This window comes from Povalibacter uvarum, from assembly GCF_014202975.1.
Classification (GTDB): Bacteria; Pseudomonadota; Gammaproteobacteria; order Steroidobacterales; family Steroidobacteraceae; genus Steroidobacter; species Steroidobacter uvarum.
Map to the genome: position 1 here is coordinate 89,422 of NZ_JACHHZ010000006.1, position 15,922 is coordinate 105,343.

The following is a 15,922-nucleotide window of genomic DNA, read 5'->3' on the forward strand; positions in this document are numbered from 1 at the left end:
GATCGACCGGTGCGATGGCAGTAAGACCGGGTCGATGGTTCATTCCTCTGCCGGACTTGCCTGTAGGAGGCGCCATGCAATTGAACGTCACGGGTCACCATGTGGATGTCACGACATCCCTCAAGGGCTACGTAGAAAAGAAGCTTGACCGAATCGTCAGGCATTCGGACCACGTTACAGACGTTCACTGCATCCTGACGGTCGAGAAATTGCGACATAAGGCCGAAGCCACGGTCGCCCTGCGGGGCGCCACGGTCTACGCGGACGCAACCGAAGCAGACATGTACGCCGCGATCGATGCGCTCGCCGACAAGCTCGACCGCCGCGTCAAGAAACACAAGGAAAAGCTCGTCGATCATCACGCCGTGCCGGCCCCCAAGAACGGCGCATGACCCCCGACCAGCGGCGGTGAGACGGTCACCGCCGCTGGTCTCTCCCGCCCAATGTCGTAAGACTGGGCGGAAGCCACCTCAGGAGCGATAATCGCAGCGCGCCCCGGCGCTGTTCCATTTCGTTCCAACCGTCAGTCATTCACGATCATCCTTCATGCGTCTCGTCATCGTTAGCGGCCTGTCCGGGTCCGGCAAGAGCGTTGCGCTGCATATGCTCGAGGACCTCGACTACTACTGTGTCGACAACATTCCGGCGGGCCTGCTGCCGATGTTCATTTCGCACACCGTGCGGTCGCAGGAACCGACCTACGGATCGACTGCCGTCGGCGTGGATGCCCGCAATCGACCGACCGAGATCGCATCAGTCCCCAAGCTCGTGGACGAGCTCAAGCGCAGCGGCGTCGGCTGCGAAGTCCTGTTCCTGCGCGCCGACGAGGACATTCTCCTGAAGCGCTACAGCGAAACGCGTCGGCGCCACCCGCTCAGCCACGACGGGACCGGCCTGATCGACGCCATTCGCCAGGAGCGCAACCTGCTCCAGCCGATCGCCGATGCGGCGGACCTGGTCATCGATACCAGCCGCACGAGCGTGCATGAACTACGGGAGCTGATTCGCCAGCGCGTTGCCGGGCGAACCGAGGGTCGCCTGTCGATCCTCTTCGAATCGTTCGCCTACCGGCAGGGCGTGCCCGACGACGCCGACTTCGTATTCGATGTCCGCAGTCTTCCGAACCCCTACTGGGAACCCGGTCTCGCCCGCATGACCGGCCGCGATCCCGCGGTCGCCGAATATCTCGAACGCCATCCGGTGGTCGCGAAGATGTTCGCCGACATCGTCGGCTTCCTCGAGCACTGGATTCCCGAGTTCGTCCGCACCAATCGCAGCTATCTCACGATCGCCATCGGCTGCACCGGCGGACAGCATCGCTCGGTGTATCTCGTGGAGCGGCTCGCCGAACACTTCGCGAAACGCTATGCACTCGTGCACGCCCGCCACCAGGTCGTCGGCGACGCGAGCAAGCGCTGAGAGGCCAATCACCGGAACCGGAATCTCCACGGGGAACACGGGGCGCACAGGGTCAGAGCAGAAAAATCATTCCCCGTGAAACCCCGTGTTCCCCATGGAAACTCTTCTTCCGCGTCTTCCGTGCTGCTGCGGGTAGAGCACATGCACCTCACCCGCTACACTGCGCGCCACTTCGCGGTGGGCCAGCAGCTTTGCACCGATGACGACCGAGGCTCCAGTCACCAAAATCAGCCGACTCGCCGCGCTGCGCAGCGCGCTCGAGCGGGGAACCATGCGCCACGGTCAGCGCATGATCAATTCCCTGCACCCGGCGGAAATTGCCTCGCTCATCGAATCGCTGCCGCCCGCCAAGCGTGAAATCGTCTGGGAATTCGTCGATCCCGAGCTCGAGGGTGATGTGCTCGTCGAGCTCAACGAGGAAGTGCGGGCCGAGCTGATCGGCGGCATGGACGCGGACGAGCTCATCGCCGCGACCGAAGGCATGGAAGTCGACGACCTCGCCGACCTCATCGGGGACCTGCCCGAGACGCTGAATGAGCGCGTCCTGCGGTCGATGGACGCTCAGGACCGCGAACGGTTGAGCGCGGTGCTGGGATTTGAGCAGGACAGCGCCGGCGGCCTCATGAATCTCGACGCTGTCACGATCCGTCCGGACGTGACACTGGAAGTGGTCATCCGCTACCTGCGGATGCGGGCCGAACTGCCCGACCGCACGGACCGGCTCTTCGTGGTCAATCGATACGATCAGTATCTCGGCGGGCTCGATCTCACCCGGCTGCTGACGGAAGACCCGGAGCGGACGGTCGGCGAAGTGATGGATTCGACCGTCGAGGGTATTGCCCCTGAAGCGCCGGCCCGCGAAGTCGCGAAGCTCTTCGAAGACCGCGACCTCGTGTCCGCGGCCGTCGTGAGCTCGGACGGCAAGCTGCTCGGCCGCATCACCATCGACGACGTCGTCGACGTCATCCGCGAAGAGGCCGATCACTCCGTCCTGAGCATGGCCGGCCTCGACGAGGACGAGGACATGTTCGCCGGCGTCGTGCGCAGCGCCCGTCGGCGTGCCGTCTGGCTGGGCGTCAATCTCGCTACTGCATTCCTCGCTGCCAATGTCGTGGGATTGTTCGAGGCCACGATCGAAAAAGTGGTGGCGCTCGCCGTGCTGATGCCGATCGTCGCCAGCATGGGCGGCATCGCGGGCAGTCAGACCCTGGTGCTCATCATCCGCGGTATCGCGCTGGGCCAGGTCGAGGATGCGAACGCCCGCTGGCTGCTGATCCGCGAAATCCTCGTCGGCATGTTCAACGGACTATTCGTCGCCGGCCTCGTCGGCCTGGCGGCGGGACTGTGGTTTCACGAGTGGAAAATCGGCGCGATCATCTGTGGAGCATTGATGATCAATCTGCTCGCCGCCGCCATCACAGGCGTCAGCGTCCCGCTGGTTCTCAAGCGCTTCGGAGTCGATCCCGCGCTCGCGGGTGGCGTGATCCTGACGACGTTCACCGACTGCATCGGCTTCGCGTCGCTACTGGGTCTCGGCACTCTGTTCCTGACGTGACGACAAGCGGCGCATGACGCCAGTCGCGCCGGTCGACGCCACCGAGAAGCCGCCGATGAACGCGAGCAGATCCTCCGACCGCTTCATCGCATCCTGATAACCCAGCGCGATCAGCTCGCGCGTGAAGCTGTCCTGGAACAGCAGGTAGCTCATCAGCTGTCCTCCGCCGGTGTTCAACGCACCCATCGTTCGAAGCAGCACACGCAGCGCGCGCGGCAACGACCCCACGTGATGCCGGGCGATCTCAGAGATGTCGCGGCTGGGAAGGATCACCAGCAGATTGATCTTGCGCAGATGGAGCTCGCCCTGCTGCGCCGGCAACCCATTGTCGAGCAGGTTGTTGATCTGCGTCAGACGCTCCATGTCGGCATACAGACCGTCCGTGAACAACGCATCGAGCATGTAGCCGAAGATCTGGCCGAACGTCGGACAGACCGGCGGCTGCGGACAGACGACATGCGACTCGTTGCGCGTACCGATCACGAGCAACCGGTCGGCGCCGAGATGGATCGCGGAACTGAACGGACTGGCCTGTCGCATTGCGCCATCACCGTAGTACTCGTTGCCCATGAGCACCGGCGGAAACAGGAACGGAACCGCCACGCTCGCCATCAGGTGATCGAGCGAGAGCTGCGCCGGTTCACCGACACGCCGCAACCGGGCCCAGGGAACGCTGCCGGCTTTGCTCTCGTAAAACGACACTGACCGGGCGGTGATGTAGCCGGCCGCGGCGATCGACAGCGCATCGAGCTGACCGGCTTCGATGGACTTGCTCACCCGGGCGAAATCGAACTGCTCCTTGAGCAGCTCGCGCAGCGGCGAATTGTCGAACAGGGATTTGGGCGGCGGCAGCAGCCAGCCGCCCGACATCATGGCGAACAGCCAGTGCAGGCCGGACCGCATCATGCTCGCGGTATCCGCCCTGAACACCTGTTCGACCTGGAAATTGCGCCACACGCGCTCGAGGTTGCCGACGGCGACGCGAAAGCGGTCGGCGTGAACCGCCAGCGCGGTGGCATTCACCGCCCCGGCGGATGTGCCTGTAATCACGGGAAACGGATTGATCGCGCGGGCCGGCAGCAGATCGGCGATCGCACGCAGCACACCGACCTGGTATGCCGCACGTGCACCGCCGCCCGGCAGCACCAATCCGAGCTTCATGCCCCCTCTGGATGGATCCAGATTGGATGAATCCAGCTTCGATGAATCAAACTCGGTGGTCAAAGCAGTCCGCCCTACCCGCTTCCAAGTCCTGCGCCTGTCGTGCGTCTGGCTATTGTGTGCAGTGAATCGCATGGCAGCGTAACGCCTCAAGCAGGCGTGAGTTGCCGTCGGTTCAGGATTAGTATGGCACAGTGCCATCGCAGGCCGGCGTTGACGCCGCCAGCCGTCATCGACCCTTGTTACATACCGTGGAGCTTCCATGAACCGTATCCCCGCCCTCCGCGCCCTGACCTTCGGGATGCTGCTGGCCTGGTTCGCCGTGCTGCATGCAGAGCCGCAACTCGGCAGCGCGGCGCCCGCTTTCCGTCTGCAGGATCAGAACGGCAAGTGGCACGAGCTGAAGGATTACCGCGGCAAGTGGGTCGCGCTGTACTTCTATCCGAAGGATCAGACACCGGGCTGCACGACCCAGGCGTGCGAGTTCCGCGACAACATTTTCGCGTTCCGCGAAGCCGGCGCCGTGATCCTCGGCATCAGCGTCGACGACGTCGAATCGCACAAGAAGTTCTCCGAGAAGCACGGCCTGCCGTTCCCGATCCTCGCGGATTCCACGAAGGCGACCGCGAAGGAATACGGCGTCCTGAAGAAATTCTTCGGCACCCTCGAAGCCGCCCGTCGCGACACCTTCCTGATCGACCCCCAGGGGCGAGTCGTGAAGCACTACATGGACGTGGATCCGAAGGGGCACTCGCAGGTGGTGTTGAATGACATCAAGGAGCTGCAGAAGAAGGCTAGTTAGCGGCGAGCAACGAGCAGCGAGCCAGAAAATCAGAGAGGCCGGCGTTAGCCGGCCTTTTTTCTTGTCTGGCTACCCGCTCGCAGCTCGTCGCTCGCCGCCGGTTTTAGTGCAGTGCCTTGATCGCCTGATCCAGCCCCGCCAGCGTCAGCGGGAACATCCGGTCTTCGATCAGTTCGCGGGTGAGTTGCACTGACGGGGTGTATTCCCAGCGCTGCTGCGGTTCAGGATTGAGCCAGACGTGATGCGGCCAGGTGTGAGTCAGCCGTTGCATCCAGAGGGCGCCCGGCTCTTCGTTCCAATGCTCGACGCTGCCGCCGGGCTGCACGATCTCGTAGGGGCTCATCGTCGCGTCGCCGACGAAAATCAGCTTGTAGTCGTGGCCGTAGGTGCGCATCACTTCCATCGTCGAGATCTTTTCGCGATGACGGCGGCGGTTGTCCTTCCACACCGACTCGTAGACGAAGTTGTGGAAGTAGAAATACTCCATGTGCTTGAACTCGGTGCGCGCCGCCGAGAACAGTTCCTCGCAGACGCGCACGTGATCGTCCATGGAACCGCCGACATCCAGGAACAGCAGGATCTTGATGGCGTTGTGACGCTCGGGAACGAACTTCAGGTCGAGCAGACCGGCATTGCGCGCCGTTGAGCTGATCGTGTCGTCGAGATCGAGATGATCCGCGACGCCTTCACGGGCGAACTTGCGGAGCTTGCGCAGCGCCACTTTGATGTTGCGCGTGCCGAGCTCGACGTTGTCCGCCAGGTTCTGGAACTCGCGCTTGTCCCAGACTTTCACCGCGCGACGATTGCGCGATTCATCCTGCCCGATACGAATGCCTTCGGGGTTGTAACCGTAAGCACCGAACGGCGACGTGCCCGCGGTGCCGATCCACTTGTTGCCGCCCTGGTGGCGTTCCTTCTGCTCTTCGAGCCGTTTCTTGAGCGTCTCGATCAGCTTGTCCCATCCGCCGAGCGCTTCGATCTTCGCTTTCTCTTCTTCGGAAAGCGTCTTCTCCGCCATGCGGCGCAGCCACTCTTCCGGAATCTGTCCCATCATCGAATCGAACAGCTCTTCGACACCCTTGAAGTGCGCCGCGAACGCGCGGTCGAAGCGATCGAAATGCCGCTCGTCCTTCACCATGCAGGCACGCGACAGATAGTAGAAATCCTCGGCGCTCGCATTCGCGAGCCGCGCCTCGAGCGCCTCGAGCAGCGTGAGGAACTCCGTGATCGAGACCGGGACGCCGGCTTCGCGGAGTTTGAAGAAGAAGGGGATCAGCATTGGGAGAAGCGGTTGGCGGTTGGCGGTTGGCGAGAAGAAGGGCTGGATCGGACCAGTCACCTCCGCTATCCGCCATCCCCTTCAGCTCATTGCCGGCCCTGGCGGCGGTGGAGGAAGACGAGCTGTTCGAACAGGTGCACGTCCTGCTCGTTCTTGAGCAGTGCGCCGTAAAGCGGGGGGATCGACTTCTTGGGGTCGTCGGTGCGCAGCGCTTCCGGCGGAATGTCTTCGGCGACGAGCAGCTTGATCCAGTCGAGCAGTTCGGAGGTCGACGGCTTCTTCTTCAGTCCCGGGGTTTCGCGCAGCTTGAAGAATGCGTTCATCGCTTCGGCGAGCAGATCCTTCTTGAGCGTCGGGTAGTGAACCTGGACGATCTGCTCCATCGTGGCGGCGTCGGGGAAACGGATGTAGTGGAAGAAGCAGCGGCGCAGGAAAGCGTCCGGCAGTTCCTTCTCGTTGTTGCTCGTGATGATGATGATCGGACGATGACGCGCCTTGATCCACTGACGCGTTTCGTACACGTAGAACTCCATCCGATCGAGCTCGTGCAGCAGATCGTTCGGAAACTCGATGTCCGCCTTGTCGATCTCGTCGACCAGCAGCACCGGCTGCACGTCGCTCTCGAACGCTTCCCACATGCGTCCCTTGACGATGTAGTTGCCGATGTCATGCACCTTCGCTTCGCCGAGCTGCGAATCGCGCAGGCGCGAAACCGCGTCGTACTCGTAGAGACCCTGCTGAGCTTTCGTGGTCGACTTGATGTGCCAGCGGTAGAGAGGACGGTTCAGCGAACGCGCCACTTCTTCGGCGAGCTGCGTTTTGCCAGTGCCAGGCTCGCCCTTCACCAGCAGCGGACGCCCGAGCGTCACCGCCGCGTTGACGGCCATCATCAGATCTTCGGTCGCGACGTAGCTGTCGGTTCCGGCAAAGCGTGAAGACATTGGAACTCCGAAAGAAGGCTACTGGCTGCTGGCCAGCTGGCTGACTGGCCAGAGAAGAGCAGATCTTCTCCGGCCTGACCCGGATTTGCCAGCTCGCCGGTTCACCAGTTGACAGTTACGGCGTGAGTCGCAGCGTGTGCTCGGTTTTTCCCGGCAGCAAGGGTCGTGGTTCTCCACGCACCCAGGCCTCGTGGCCCGCACCGTAGAACGGCGACAGAGGATGGTCCACCGGTCCGCCCGGCATCTGGAACAGGCCTTCCGCTTCTTTTCCCGGAGACACGACGAGACGCTGCGACGCACCGAAGGCCGGGCCCTGGGCGCGAGGCATCGCGGAATCTCCGGACATCGGGTCGGTCGGCATATCGAGCCAGCGCGCGGCAAACGGCAATGCGCCGGACAGCGGATGGCGCATGTGCAACGTGTTCTGGCGCCCCCAGGTACACGGCTCCGCGCACTCTTCCGCGAGCTTCACCAGCGAACGGTCGAACGCGGCAAGCAACGCATCCTCCCAGCCCGAATAGCGGGGATCGAGCAGGTGCTGAGGTCGCTGGGTCACGATCTGCCACAGCGCACCCTCGAACTGCGCCGACGGTGCGAAGGTGGTTTCAGGGTGCTTCGAGCGCGCCTGAGCGATCAATGCGTCGAATACCTCGTTGCGCACCTGAAGTCGGAATGCGCGCACGATCGGATAACCGGCATCCTCAGCAGACGCGCGCGCTTTCCAATGCTCGACCAGCTCTCTCGCCTTCGCGCGTGCCGGCTGGTTGGCCAGCGCTGGTTCGTTCAGCAGGTCCAGCAAGAGATCGCGCCATCGGACCAGGAATAGCGCGCGATCATCGATCTGCAATTCGGCGAGCTGCTGTGGCGTCGCCTGCGTGAGACCGAGAAGACCATCGCGAATCTGCGCAGCTCGCGCACCGAGGTCATAGCCGCCATCGCCCATGAAGGCGAGCCACGTCTCGACATCGATGGTGCGAGTGTTCGCCGTCCACAAGCGACCGGCGGCAGGATCGATCACCCGCGGATATTCATCGGCGGTGCGCCAGCCCGTCCATCCTGTTCCCGGCGTGCGCCAGGAGGTCGGCAGCGTCGAGTCGTAGTTCGCACGGATCGGCACCTGCCCCATGAGCGACCAGCCGATGTGGCCCTGCTGATCGACCGCGAGAAAATTCTGCACCGGCGTGCCCGAACGATTCGCAGCGGTGAGCGCTTCCTGCACATTCGTCACGGTTTCGAAGTCGAGCATGCGAACGTTCGTTGCGCGTGAATGATGCGCAGTCCACGCGAGCGCCAGCGGTCGCCCTTGCGAATCGTGATTCACGATCGGACCCCATCGTGTGGTCTTCACTTCCAGTGCGATCGGATCTGCGCCGCGAACCTCGAGCGTTTCGCTGTGCGTCTCGATGGCTTCGGTCGTATCACCAACGAAATACCGCCCTTCGTTCGCCGGATCCAATTCGACGACGACGAGATCGGTCCAGTCGCCATAGCTGTTGGTGAAGCCCCATGCGACGCGGCCATTGCTGCCGACCACCATGACAGGCAGTCCGGGAAGCGTCACACCAACGAGGTCACGAGGTGTTTCGGCGCCGCCCGTCACGACCAGTCTCGCGTGATACCAGACGTGCGGCAGGCGCAGGCCAAGGTGCATGTCATTCGCAAGCAAAGCCGCATCGGCGACCGCATGACCGGCATCGACCGCCCAGCTATTGCTGCCGACGACCAGACGTTCTTCCCACGGCGTGTTGGAGACTGGAGCTGACAGTGCGGCTACACGAGCTTCGCCCTGGCGCAGGTCCATCACATCGGGCCCCGGGATCGCTGGAACGCGCCACGTACCCCCCGTGATCGGCGCATCCCATTCCGTACCGAGCGGATGCAGGAACGCGAACATCGCGGGCGGCAGAATCTCGTGGAGCTGCGATCGCGCGAGCTCATCAGCGCCCGACGAATCGTTCAGGCTCAGATACATCGAGAACGCGGTGAGAACTGAATCCTCAGCGAGCCATGGCTGTGGTTTCGTGCGCAGGACGAAGTATTCCCACGGCCTCGCTCTCGCTCCACCGAGCGCCGCATTCACACCGTCGACATAGGCCTCAAGGAGACTGCGATCCGAATCCGGCATCCCGGCAACGACTTGCTGTGCGACTTTGCGGAACGCATGAATGCGCAAGCGCTTGTCCGAATCGATCGTTGCCGCACCGAGCAGAGCAGAGAGCTCGCCGGCGGCCGCCCGCCGCATCAGGTCCATCTGGAAGAAGCGATCCTGCCCGTGGGCATACCCCGTCGCGAAAGCCAGCTCGCGTCGCGAAGCCGCCTTGATCGTCGGCGTACCGGATTTGTCACGCTCAATGGTCGCGGAGACGCCGATACCGGCGACGTCGCCGTCGAGCTGCGGCAGGCTGCCGCGAAACATGAGATAGCCGGTCGCGATCACGATGACGATCAATGCGACGACGGCAATAGCGATCCGGCCAAGCAAACGCATCCGGGCCCCTCTTGTAGTTATTCGGCCGGGCGATTATCGAGGGCCCCTCCCTGGGGCGCCAGCCGGAAGAAGATGATCCTGGAGCCGTCCTTACGCGCTGTCATAGCCGCGAAAAGAGGCTGTCATCCCCGCGAAAGCGGGGATCCATCTTGTTCAAGGGCATGGATTTCCGCTTTCGCGGGAATGACGACAGCCTACACCCTCACTTCCAGGATCTTCATCGAGTTCGTCTTCCCCGACACCCCTGACAGTTCGCCCTTTGTCAGGATGATCCGGTCGCCGGCTTCGACCATTTTCTTGTCGAGCATGAGACGGAAAATATCGTTGTAAACCTGCTGCGCGTCAGTGTGGAGGATGTCGAAGTTCACCGGGTAGACACCGCGGTAGAGCATCACGCGACGACGCGTGGCCTCATGGCGCGTGAAGGCGTAGATCGGAATGTCGGCGCGGATGCGGGACATCCACAGTGGTGTCGAGCCCGATTCCGTCAGGGCGACGATGGCTTTCACCTTGAGATGATTCGCCGTGTACATCACGGCCATCGCGATCGCTTCGTCGGTCTTCTCGAACTGGCCGCCATCGCTGCGATGGCGAATCGGCGTGTGGGAAGACTCGTACTTCTCGGCGCCGAGAATGACCTGGGCCATCGCCTGCACCGCTTTCACCGGATACTTGCCGACTGCGCTTTCACCGGAAAGCATCACGGCGTCCGTCCCGTCCATCACGGCATTCGCGACGTCCGACACTTCGGCGCGGGTCGGGATGGGGTTGTGAATCATCGACTCCATCATCTGGGTCGCGGTGATGACGACACGGTTGCGTTTTCGCGTCGCTGAGATGATGTGCTTCTGCAAGCCCGTCAGTTCGGCGTAACCCACTTCCACGCCGAGATCGCCGCGCGCCACCATGACTGCATCGCTTGCCTGGATGATGCGATCCAGGTTCACGATCGCTTCGCTGCGCTCGATCTTCGCCACCAGCTGGCCGTGGCCGTTCTCCGCCCGCAGCAATCGACGGGCCTCTTCCATATCCGAACCATCGCGCGCGAAGGACACGGCGAGATAGTCGACGCCCAGCTCGGCAGCGAGCTTGATGTCGATCCGGTCCTTGTCCGTCAGCGCGCCGGCGGAAAGTCCGCCGCCCTGCTTGTTGATGCCCTTGTTGTCGGAGAGCTCGCCGCCGACCACGACCTGGGTTGCGATCCGCGAGCCGTCCACCGCTGTCACTTCGAGGACGATCTGCCCGTCATTGAGGAGCAGCACATCTCCTGCGCTCACATCGCGGGGCAGGCTCTTGTACGCGACGCCCACGCTCGTTGCCGTTCCGGCCTTTGCGTCGAGCGAGACGTCGAGCGTGAAGGGCGCGCCGTCGACCAGTTGCACCGGGCCATTGGCAAAGCGCTCGATCCGGATCTTCGGTCCCTGGAGGTCGCCGAGCACGGCGACCTGCTTGCCGACCTGCTCCGCCACCTCGCGCACCATCTGCACACGCTTTGCGTGCGCCTGGGGTTCGCCGTGGGAGAAGTTCACACGCACGACATCGGCGCCCGCGACGATGAGGTCGGTGAGCACTTTGGGATTGTCCGTGGCCGGACCCAGGGTCGTCAGGATTTTTGTGCGGCGGAGCATTGGAGAAGTGACTGGCGGATGGCGGATGGGTCAGAGAAACATCAGCCAGTCTAATCCCGTCTGCTCAGCGGAAGTAAGTGCCTTGCGACCGATCGTCCGATAAGTGACGACGATGGCGGGCAGATTCGCCATCGTCGTTGAGAGCTCTACTGGCCGCGTTCTTCAAGCACAGCGACCGCCGGGAGCTTCTTGCCTTCGAGGAATTCGAGGAAGGCACCGCCGCCGGTCGAGATATAGGAAATGTCGTCTTCGACGCGGTATTTCTCGATCGCCGCGAGCGTGTCGCCACCGCCGGCAATCGAGAACGCGGAACTGCGGGCCACTGCGTGAGCCAGCGTCTTGGTGCCTTCGCCGAACTGATCGAACTCGAAAACGCCGACCGGTCCGTTCCAGACGATCGTGCCGGCATTCGCGCACAGGCGGCCGAACTGCTCCGCCGTATCCGGACCGATGTCGAGGATCATCTCGTCGGCGGCCACGTTGGCGACCTTCTTCACGTCCGCTTCCGCATTCGCGGAGAACTCTTTCGCGACGACGACATCCGTCGGCAGCGGAATCTCGACCTTGAGCTCGGCCGAGCGCTTGAGCAGGCCCTTGGCGATGTCGAGCATTTCCATCTCGACGAGCGACTTGCCGATGTTGTGTCCGGCCGCCGCGAGGAAGGTATTCGCGATGCCGCCGCCGACGATGAGCTTGTCGACCTTCGTCAGCAGGCTTTCGAGCACCGTGAGCTTCGTCGACACCTTCGATCCCGCGACGATCGCCATCAGCGGGCGCTTCGGCTTCTCGAGCGCCGTTTCCAGCGCGACGAGTTCGTTCATCAGCAGCGGTCCGGCGCAGGCCACCTTCGCGTACTTCGCGACGCCGTGCGTGCTCGCCTCCGCACGGTGCGCTGTGCCGAACGCATCCATGACGTACACATCGCACAGGTCGGCCATCTTGCGCGACAGGTCTTCCTTGTCCTTCTTCTCGCCCTTGTTGAACCGGACGTTCTCGAGCAGCACGACTTCGCCCGGTTCGCACGTCACGCCCTCGAGCCAGTTCTTCTCGAACCGGACCTTGAAGCCGAGCAGCTCGGACAGCCGCTTCGCGACCGGCGCCAGCGAGAACTCCTCGTCGTAGACGCCCTCTTCCGGGCGACCGAGGTGCGACATGAGCATCACCCGCGCACCTGCTGCTTTCGCCGCCTGGATCGTCGGCAGGGAAGCACGGATACGCGCGTCGCTGGTCACGACGCCACCCTGTACGGGCACGTTGAGATCCTCGCGGATCAGCACGCGCTTGCCGCGCAGATCGAGCTCAGTCATTCGCAGGATGGGCATGGAGGCTCCGGAGGCAGCCAGCAGCTGGCTGGCTGGCTAGCTGGCTAGCTCGCTAGCCAGATGATGGACAAAGAAGGAATCGTTCGGTCTCTGGCCAGCCAGCCCACTCCGGACAGGAGCAGCGCCAGCCAGCCAGTCGGCCGATCTCACTTCGAGATGACGCGCGCCATCTCCAGCACTTTGCTCGAGTAGCCCCACTCGTTGTCGTACCACGACACGATCTTCACGAAGGTGCCGTCGAGCGCGATGCCGGCCTCGGCATCGAAGACGGACGTCCGTGCGTCGCCGCGGAAATCGGTGGAGACCACCTTCTCCTCGGTGTAGCCGAGCACGCCCTTCATCGCGCCTTCGGACGCGGCCTTCATGGCTGCGCAGATCTGCTCGTAGGTCGTGTCCTGCTTCAGCTCCACCGTCAGGTCCACCACGGACACATCGGACGTCGGAACGCGGAACGACATGCCGGTGAGCTTCTTGTTCAGCTCGGGGATCACCACGCCGACGGCTTTCGCCGCGCCGGTCGACGACGGGATGATGTTCTCCAGGATGCCGCGGCCGCCGCGCCAGTCCTTGTTCGAAGGACCGTCGACAGTCTTCTGCGTCGCCGTCGTGGCGTGCACAGTCGTCATCAGTCCGCGCTTGATGCCGAAGCTGTCGTTCAGCACCTTGGCGATCGGCGCGAGGCAGTTCGTCGTGCACGAAGCGTTGGAGATGATCGCCTGGCCGGCGTAGGTCTTGTCGTTCACGCCGAACACGAACATCGGCGTGTCGTCCTTCGACGGCGCCGACATGATCACTTTCTTCGCGCCGGCATTGATGTGCTTCTGCGCGGTTTCCTTCGTGAGGAACAGGCCCGTCGACTCGACGACGATATCGGCGCCGACTTCGTTCCACTTCAGCTCCGCTGGATCCTTGACCGCGGTGAGACGGATCTTCTTGCCGTTCACCACGAGGGTGTTGCCGTCGACCGCGATCGTGCCCTTGAACTGACCGTGCACCGAATCGTATTTCAGCATGTAGGCGAGGTAGTCCGGCTCGAGCAGGTCATTGATGCCTACGATCTCGATGTCCGGAAAATTCTGCGTGGCCGCGCGAAACACCATGCGCCCGATACGACCGAACCCGTTGATTCCAACTTTGATGGGCATGCTCGTTCCTCTTACGAAAGATTCATTTCAGAACCTGTTCCACGGTCGCGACGATGTTGTCCGTCGTGAACCCGAAATGCTTGAACAAATCCTTGCCGACGCCCGAGGCGCCGAAGCTGTGCATCGCGACGATCGCGCCGCTGGGCCCGACGTAGCGCCACCACGTTTCGGGCGCGGCCGCTTCGATGGCCACCCGCTTATCGACAGCACGCGGCAGCACTTGTTCACGGTAAGCCGCATCCTGCGCATCGAACACGTTCGTGCTCGGCATCGAGACCACGCGTACGCGCCGGCCCTTCTGCTGCAGTGCCTGAGCCGCATCCATGGCGAGTCCGACTTCCGACCCGGTGGCGATCAGGATCGCTTCGGGCGTGCCTTCGCAATCCTTCAGGATGTAACCGCCGCGACGCACTGCTTCGATCTGCGCCGGAGTGCGAGCCTGGGCTGGCAGCGCCTGCCGCGTGAGCGCGAGTGTCGTGGGACCGTTGCGGCGCTCGATGGCGTCAGCCCATGCCACCGCCGTTTCCAGCGTGTCGCAGGGGCGCCAGACCGTCATGTTCGGAATGATGCGCAGGCTCGGCACGTGCTCGACCGGCTGATGCGTCGGGCCGTCCTCGCCGAGACCGATCGAGTCATGCGTCATCACGTAGATGACGCGCTGCTTCATGAGCGCCGACATGCGCATGCCGTTGCGAGCGTAGTCGGAGAACACGAGGAACGTGCCGCCGTACGGGATCTCACCTCCGTGCAGCGCGACGCCGTTCATGATCGCGGCCATGCCGAATTCGCGAACGCCGTAATGCAGGTAGTTGCCCGATGCATCCGCACCGGTAATCGCCTTCGAATCCTTGCGGTTCGTGTTGTTCGAACCCGTCAGGTCCGCCGAGCCGCCGAAGAGCTCGGGCACTGCCGGGCCGTAGGCGTTGAGCGTCTGCTGCGACGACTGGCGAGTCGCGAGGCTGCCGGAAGCCTGCTGAGCAACCTGCGCGATGTAGTTGCGCGCGACGTCCGACCAGTTCGCGGGAAGATCGCCCTTCATTCGCCGGGTGAACTCGGCTGCGAGGTCCGGGAACTGGCCTGAATAGGCTTTGAACTTGTCGTTCCAGGTGCCTTCCGCTTTCGTGCCGCGGTTGCGGGCATCCCAACCGGCGCGGATGTCTTCGGGAATGACGAAGGCATCCGAGGTCCAGCCAATGTGCTTGCGGGTCGCTGCCACTTCGTCAGCGCCGAGCGCCGCGCCATGCGTCGCCTCGGTGCCCTGCTTGTTGGGCGATCCGAAGCCGATGATGGTCTTGCAGCAGATCATGCTGGGGCGGTCCTTGACCGACTTCGCGGCACGGATCGCGGTCTCGATCGCCTGCGGGTCGTGACCGTCGACATTCGGCACCACGTGCCAGCCGTAGGCCTCGAAGCGCTTCGGTGTGTCGTCGGTGAACCAGCCGTGGACTTCGCCGTCGATCGAAATGCCGTTGTCGTCGTAGAAGGCGATCAGCTTGCCGAGCTTCAGCGTGCCGGCGAGCGAACAGGCCTCGTGGGAGACGCCTTCCATGAGGCAGCCGTCGCCGAGGAAGACCCACGTGTGGTGATCGACGATCTCATGCCCCGGACGGTTGAATTTGGCGGCGAGCATCTTCTCGGCGAGCGCCATGCCGACGGCGTTCGCAAGTCCTTGACCGAGCGGGCCGGTCGTCGTCTCGATGCCCAGGTGCGTGTCGTGCTCGGGATGTCCGGCGGTGTGGGAGCCGAGCTGCCGGAACGACTTGATGTCGTCCATCGTGAGCGGATAGCCGGTCAGGTGCAGGAGCGCGTACAACAGCATCGAGCCGTGGCCGTTCGAGACCACGAACCGGTCGCGGTCCGCCCACAGCGGATTGCCGGGGTTGTGCTTGAGGTGGTCGTTCCAGAGGACTTCGGCGATGTCGGCCATGCCCATCGGCATGCCCGGGTGGCCGGAATTCGCTTTCTGAACCGCATCCATCGCGAGGGCACGGATGGCATTGGCAAGCTGCCTGCGATGCGACGTCATGGACCTTCGGAACCCCTTTTCGACCCGGCTTTCAACAGCCGCGCATTCTGGACCAAGGGGGCGTCAGCGGCAATGGAAGTGGGACGCCGTCGACACAATTCGCGGGAACTTTCGGGGCGTCGACGCGTAGGAGCAGGCTGAGATACAGCCGCGTGC

At 63.2% G+C, this 15,922-nt stretch carries 12 protein-coding genes; 4 read left to right on the forward strand and 8 right to left on the reverse strand.

What is annotated here, in order from left to right; all coding sequences use genetic code 11:
• Positions 1-74: 74 nt before the first annotated feature.
• From hpf to mgtE, 3 genes are all read left to right on the forward strand, one after another.
• The gene (hpf, locus tag HNQ60_RS22765; RefSeq protein ID WP_184335083.1) at positions 75-392 is read left to right on the forward strand and encodes a ribosome hibernation-promoting factor, HPF/YfiA family; all 318 of its coding nucleotides are present in this window, start codon (positions 75-77) and stop codon (positions 390-392) included.
• A gap of 154 nt (positions 393-546) precedes the next feature.
• Positions 547-1,419 carry an RNase adapter RapZ gene (gene rapZ, locus HNQ60_RS22770; RefSeq protein WP_184335084.1) on the forward strand — a complete coding sequence of 291 codons (873 nt, stop codon included), beginning with the start codon at positions 547-549 and terminating at the stop codon, positions 1,417-1,419.
• Between the two features lie 199 nt (positions 1,420-1,618).
• Positions 1,619-2,974: a magnesium transporter gene (gene mgtE, locus HNQ60_RS22775; RefSeq protein ID WP_184335085.1), complete on the forward strand. Its 1,356-nt coding sequence runs from the start codon at positions 1,619-1,621 to the stop codon at positions 2,972-2,974.
• Here mgtE and HNQ60_RS22780 read toward each other — a convergent pair.
• Positions 2,942-4,135 carry a patatin-like phospholipase family protein gene (locus HNQ60_RS22780; protein WP_184335086.1) on the reverse strand — a complete coding sequence of 398 codons (1,194 nt, stop codon included), beginning with the start codon at positions 4,133-4,135 and terminating at the stop codon, positions 2,942-2,944. The two genes, mgtE and HNQ60_RS22780, sit on opposite strands and share 33 nt — an antisense overlap.
• A gap of 262 nt (positions 4,136-4,397) precedes the next feature.
• Here HNQ60_RS22780 and HNQ60_RS22785 point away from each other — a divergent pair, with 262 nt between their 5' ends.
• Positions 4,398-4,937 (forward strand): peroxiredoxin, encoded by a 540-nt coding sequence (locus tag HNQ60_RS22785; protein WP_184335087.1) that lies wholly within the window; start codon positions 4,398-4,400, stop codon positions 4,935-4,937.
• A 103-nt stretch (positions 4,938-5,040) separates the two neighbouring features.
• Here HNQ60_RS22785 and HNQ60_RS22790 read toward each other — a convergent pair whose 3' ends face one another.
• The 7 genes from HNQ60_RS22790 to tkt all read right to left on the reverse strand — a co-directional run bounded on the left by HNQ60_RS22790 (position 5,041) and on the right by tkt (position 15,766).
• Positions 5,041-6,216 (reverse strand): vWA domain-containing protein, encoded by a 1,176-nt coding sequence (locus HNQ60_RS22790; RefSeq protein ID WP_184335088.1) that lies wholly within the window; start codon positions 6,214-6,216, stop codon positions 5,041-5,043.
• Between the two features lie 86 nt (positions 6,217-6,302).
• A complete protein-coding gene (locus tag HNQ60_RS22795; protein ID WP_184335089.1) occupies positions 6,303-7,157 on the reverse strand; it encodes an AAA family ATPase in 855 nt (284 codons plus the stop codon).
• Between the two features lie 115 nt (positions 7,158-7,272).
• The gene (locus HNQ60_RS22800; RefSeq protein ID WP_184335090.1) at positions 7,273-9,645 is read right to left on the reverse strand and encodes a penicillin acylase family protein; all 2,373 of its coding nucleotides are present in this window, start codon (positions 9,643-9,645) and stop codon (positions 7,273-7,275) included.
• Between the two features lie 194 nt (positions 9,646-9,839).
• Positions 9,840-11,273, reverse strand: a complete 1,434-nt coding sequence (pyk, locus tag HNQ60_RS22805) for a pyruvate kinase (protein WP_184335091.1) — start codon at positions 11,271-11,273, stop codon at positions 9,840-9,842.
• 146 nt (positions 11,274-11,419) lie between these two features.
• Positions 11,420-12,595, reverse strand: coding sequence for a phosphoglycerate kinase (locus HNQ60_RS22810; RefSeq protein ID WP_184335092.1), 1,176 nt, complete (start codon positions 12,593-12,595; stop codon positions 11,420-11,422).
• A gap of 146 nt (positions 12,596-12,741) precedes the next feature.
• Positions 12,742-13,740 (reverse strand): type I glyceraldehyde-3-phosphate dehydrogenase, encoded by a 999-nt coding sequence (gene gap, locus HNQ60_RS22815; protein ID WP_184335093.1) that lies wholly within the window; start codon positions 13,738-13,740, stop codon positions 12,742-12,744.
• A gap of 22 nt (positions 13,741-13,762) precedes the next feature.
• On the reverse strand, positions 13,763-15,766 hold the full coding sequence (tkt, locus tag HNQ60_RS22820) for a transketolase (protein WP_184335094.1): 2,004 nt from the start codon (positions 15,764-15,766) through the stop codon (positions 13,763-13,765).
• Positions 15,767-15,922 lie beyond the last annotated feature (156 nt).

Excerpts from the sequence above, each read along its gene's own strand:
- hpf (WP_184335083.1), top strand. The coding sequence starts at position 75 with ATGCAATTGAACGTCACGGGTCACCATGTGGATGTCACGACATCCCTC.
- pyk (WP_184335091.1), bottom strand. The coding sequence starts at position 11,273 with ATGCTCCGCCGCACAAAAATCCTGACGACCCTGGGTCCGGCCACGGAC.
- HNQ60_RS22795 (WP_184335089.1), bottom strand. The coding sequence starts at position 7,157 with ATGTCTTCACGCTTTGCCGGAACCGACAGCTACGTCGCGACCGAAGAT.
- rapZ (WP_184335084.1), top strand. The coding sequence starts at position 547 with ATGCGTCTCGTCATCGTTAGCGGCCTGTCCGGGTCCGGCAAGAGCGTT.
- gap (WP_184335093.1), bottom strand. The coding sequence starts at position 13,740 with ATGCCCATCAAAGTTGGAATCAACGGGTTCGGTCGTATCGGGCGCATG.
- mgtE (WP_184335085.1), top strand. The coding sequence starts at position 1,619 with ATGACGACCGAGGCTCCAGTCACCAAAATCAGCCGACTCGCCGCGCTG.
- HNQ60_RS22790 (WP_184335088.1), bottom strand. The coding sequence starts at position 6,216 with ATGCTGATCCCCTTCTTCTTCAAACTCCGCGAAGCCGGCGTCCCGGTC.
- HNQ60_RS22785 (WP_184335087.1), top strand. The coding sequence starts at position 4,398 with ATGAACCGTATCCCCGCCCTCCGCGCCCTGACCTTCGGGATGCTGCTG.
- HNQ60_RS22800 (WP_184335090.1), bottom strand. The coding sequence starts at position 9,645 with ATGCGTTTGCTTGGCCGGATCGCTATTGCCGTCGTCGCATTGATCGTC.
- tkt (WP_184335094.1), bottom strand. The coding sequence starts at position 15,766 with ATGACGTCGCATCGCAGGCAGCTTGCCAATGCCATCCGTGCCCTCGCG.
- HNQ60_RS22810 (WP_184335092.1), bottom strand. The coding sequence starts at position 12,595 with ATGCCCATCCTGCGAATGACTGAGCTCGATCTGCGCGGCAAGCGCGTG.
- HNQ60_RS22780 (WP_184335086.1), bottom strand. The coding sequence starts at position 4,135 with ATGAAGCTCGGATTGGTGCTGCCGGGCGGCGGTGCACGTGCGGCATAC.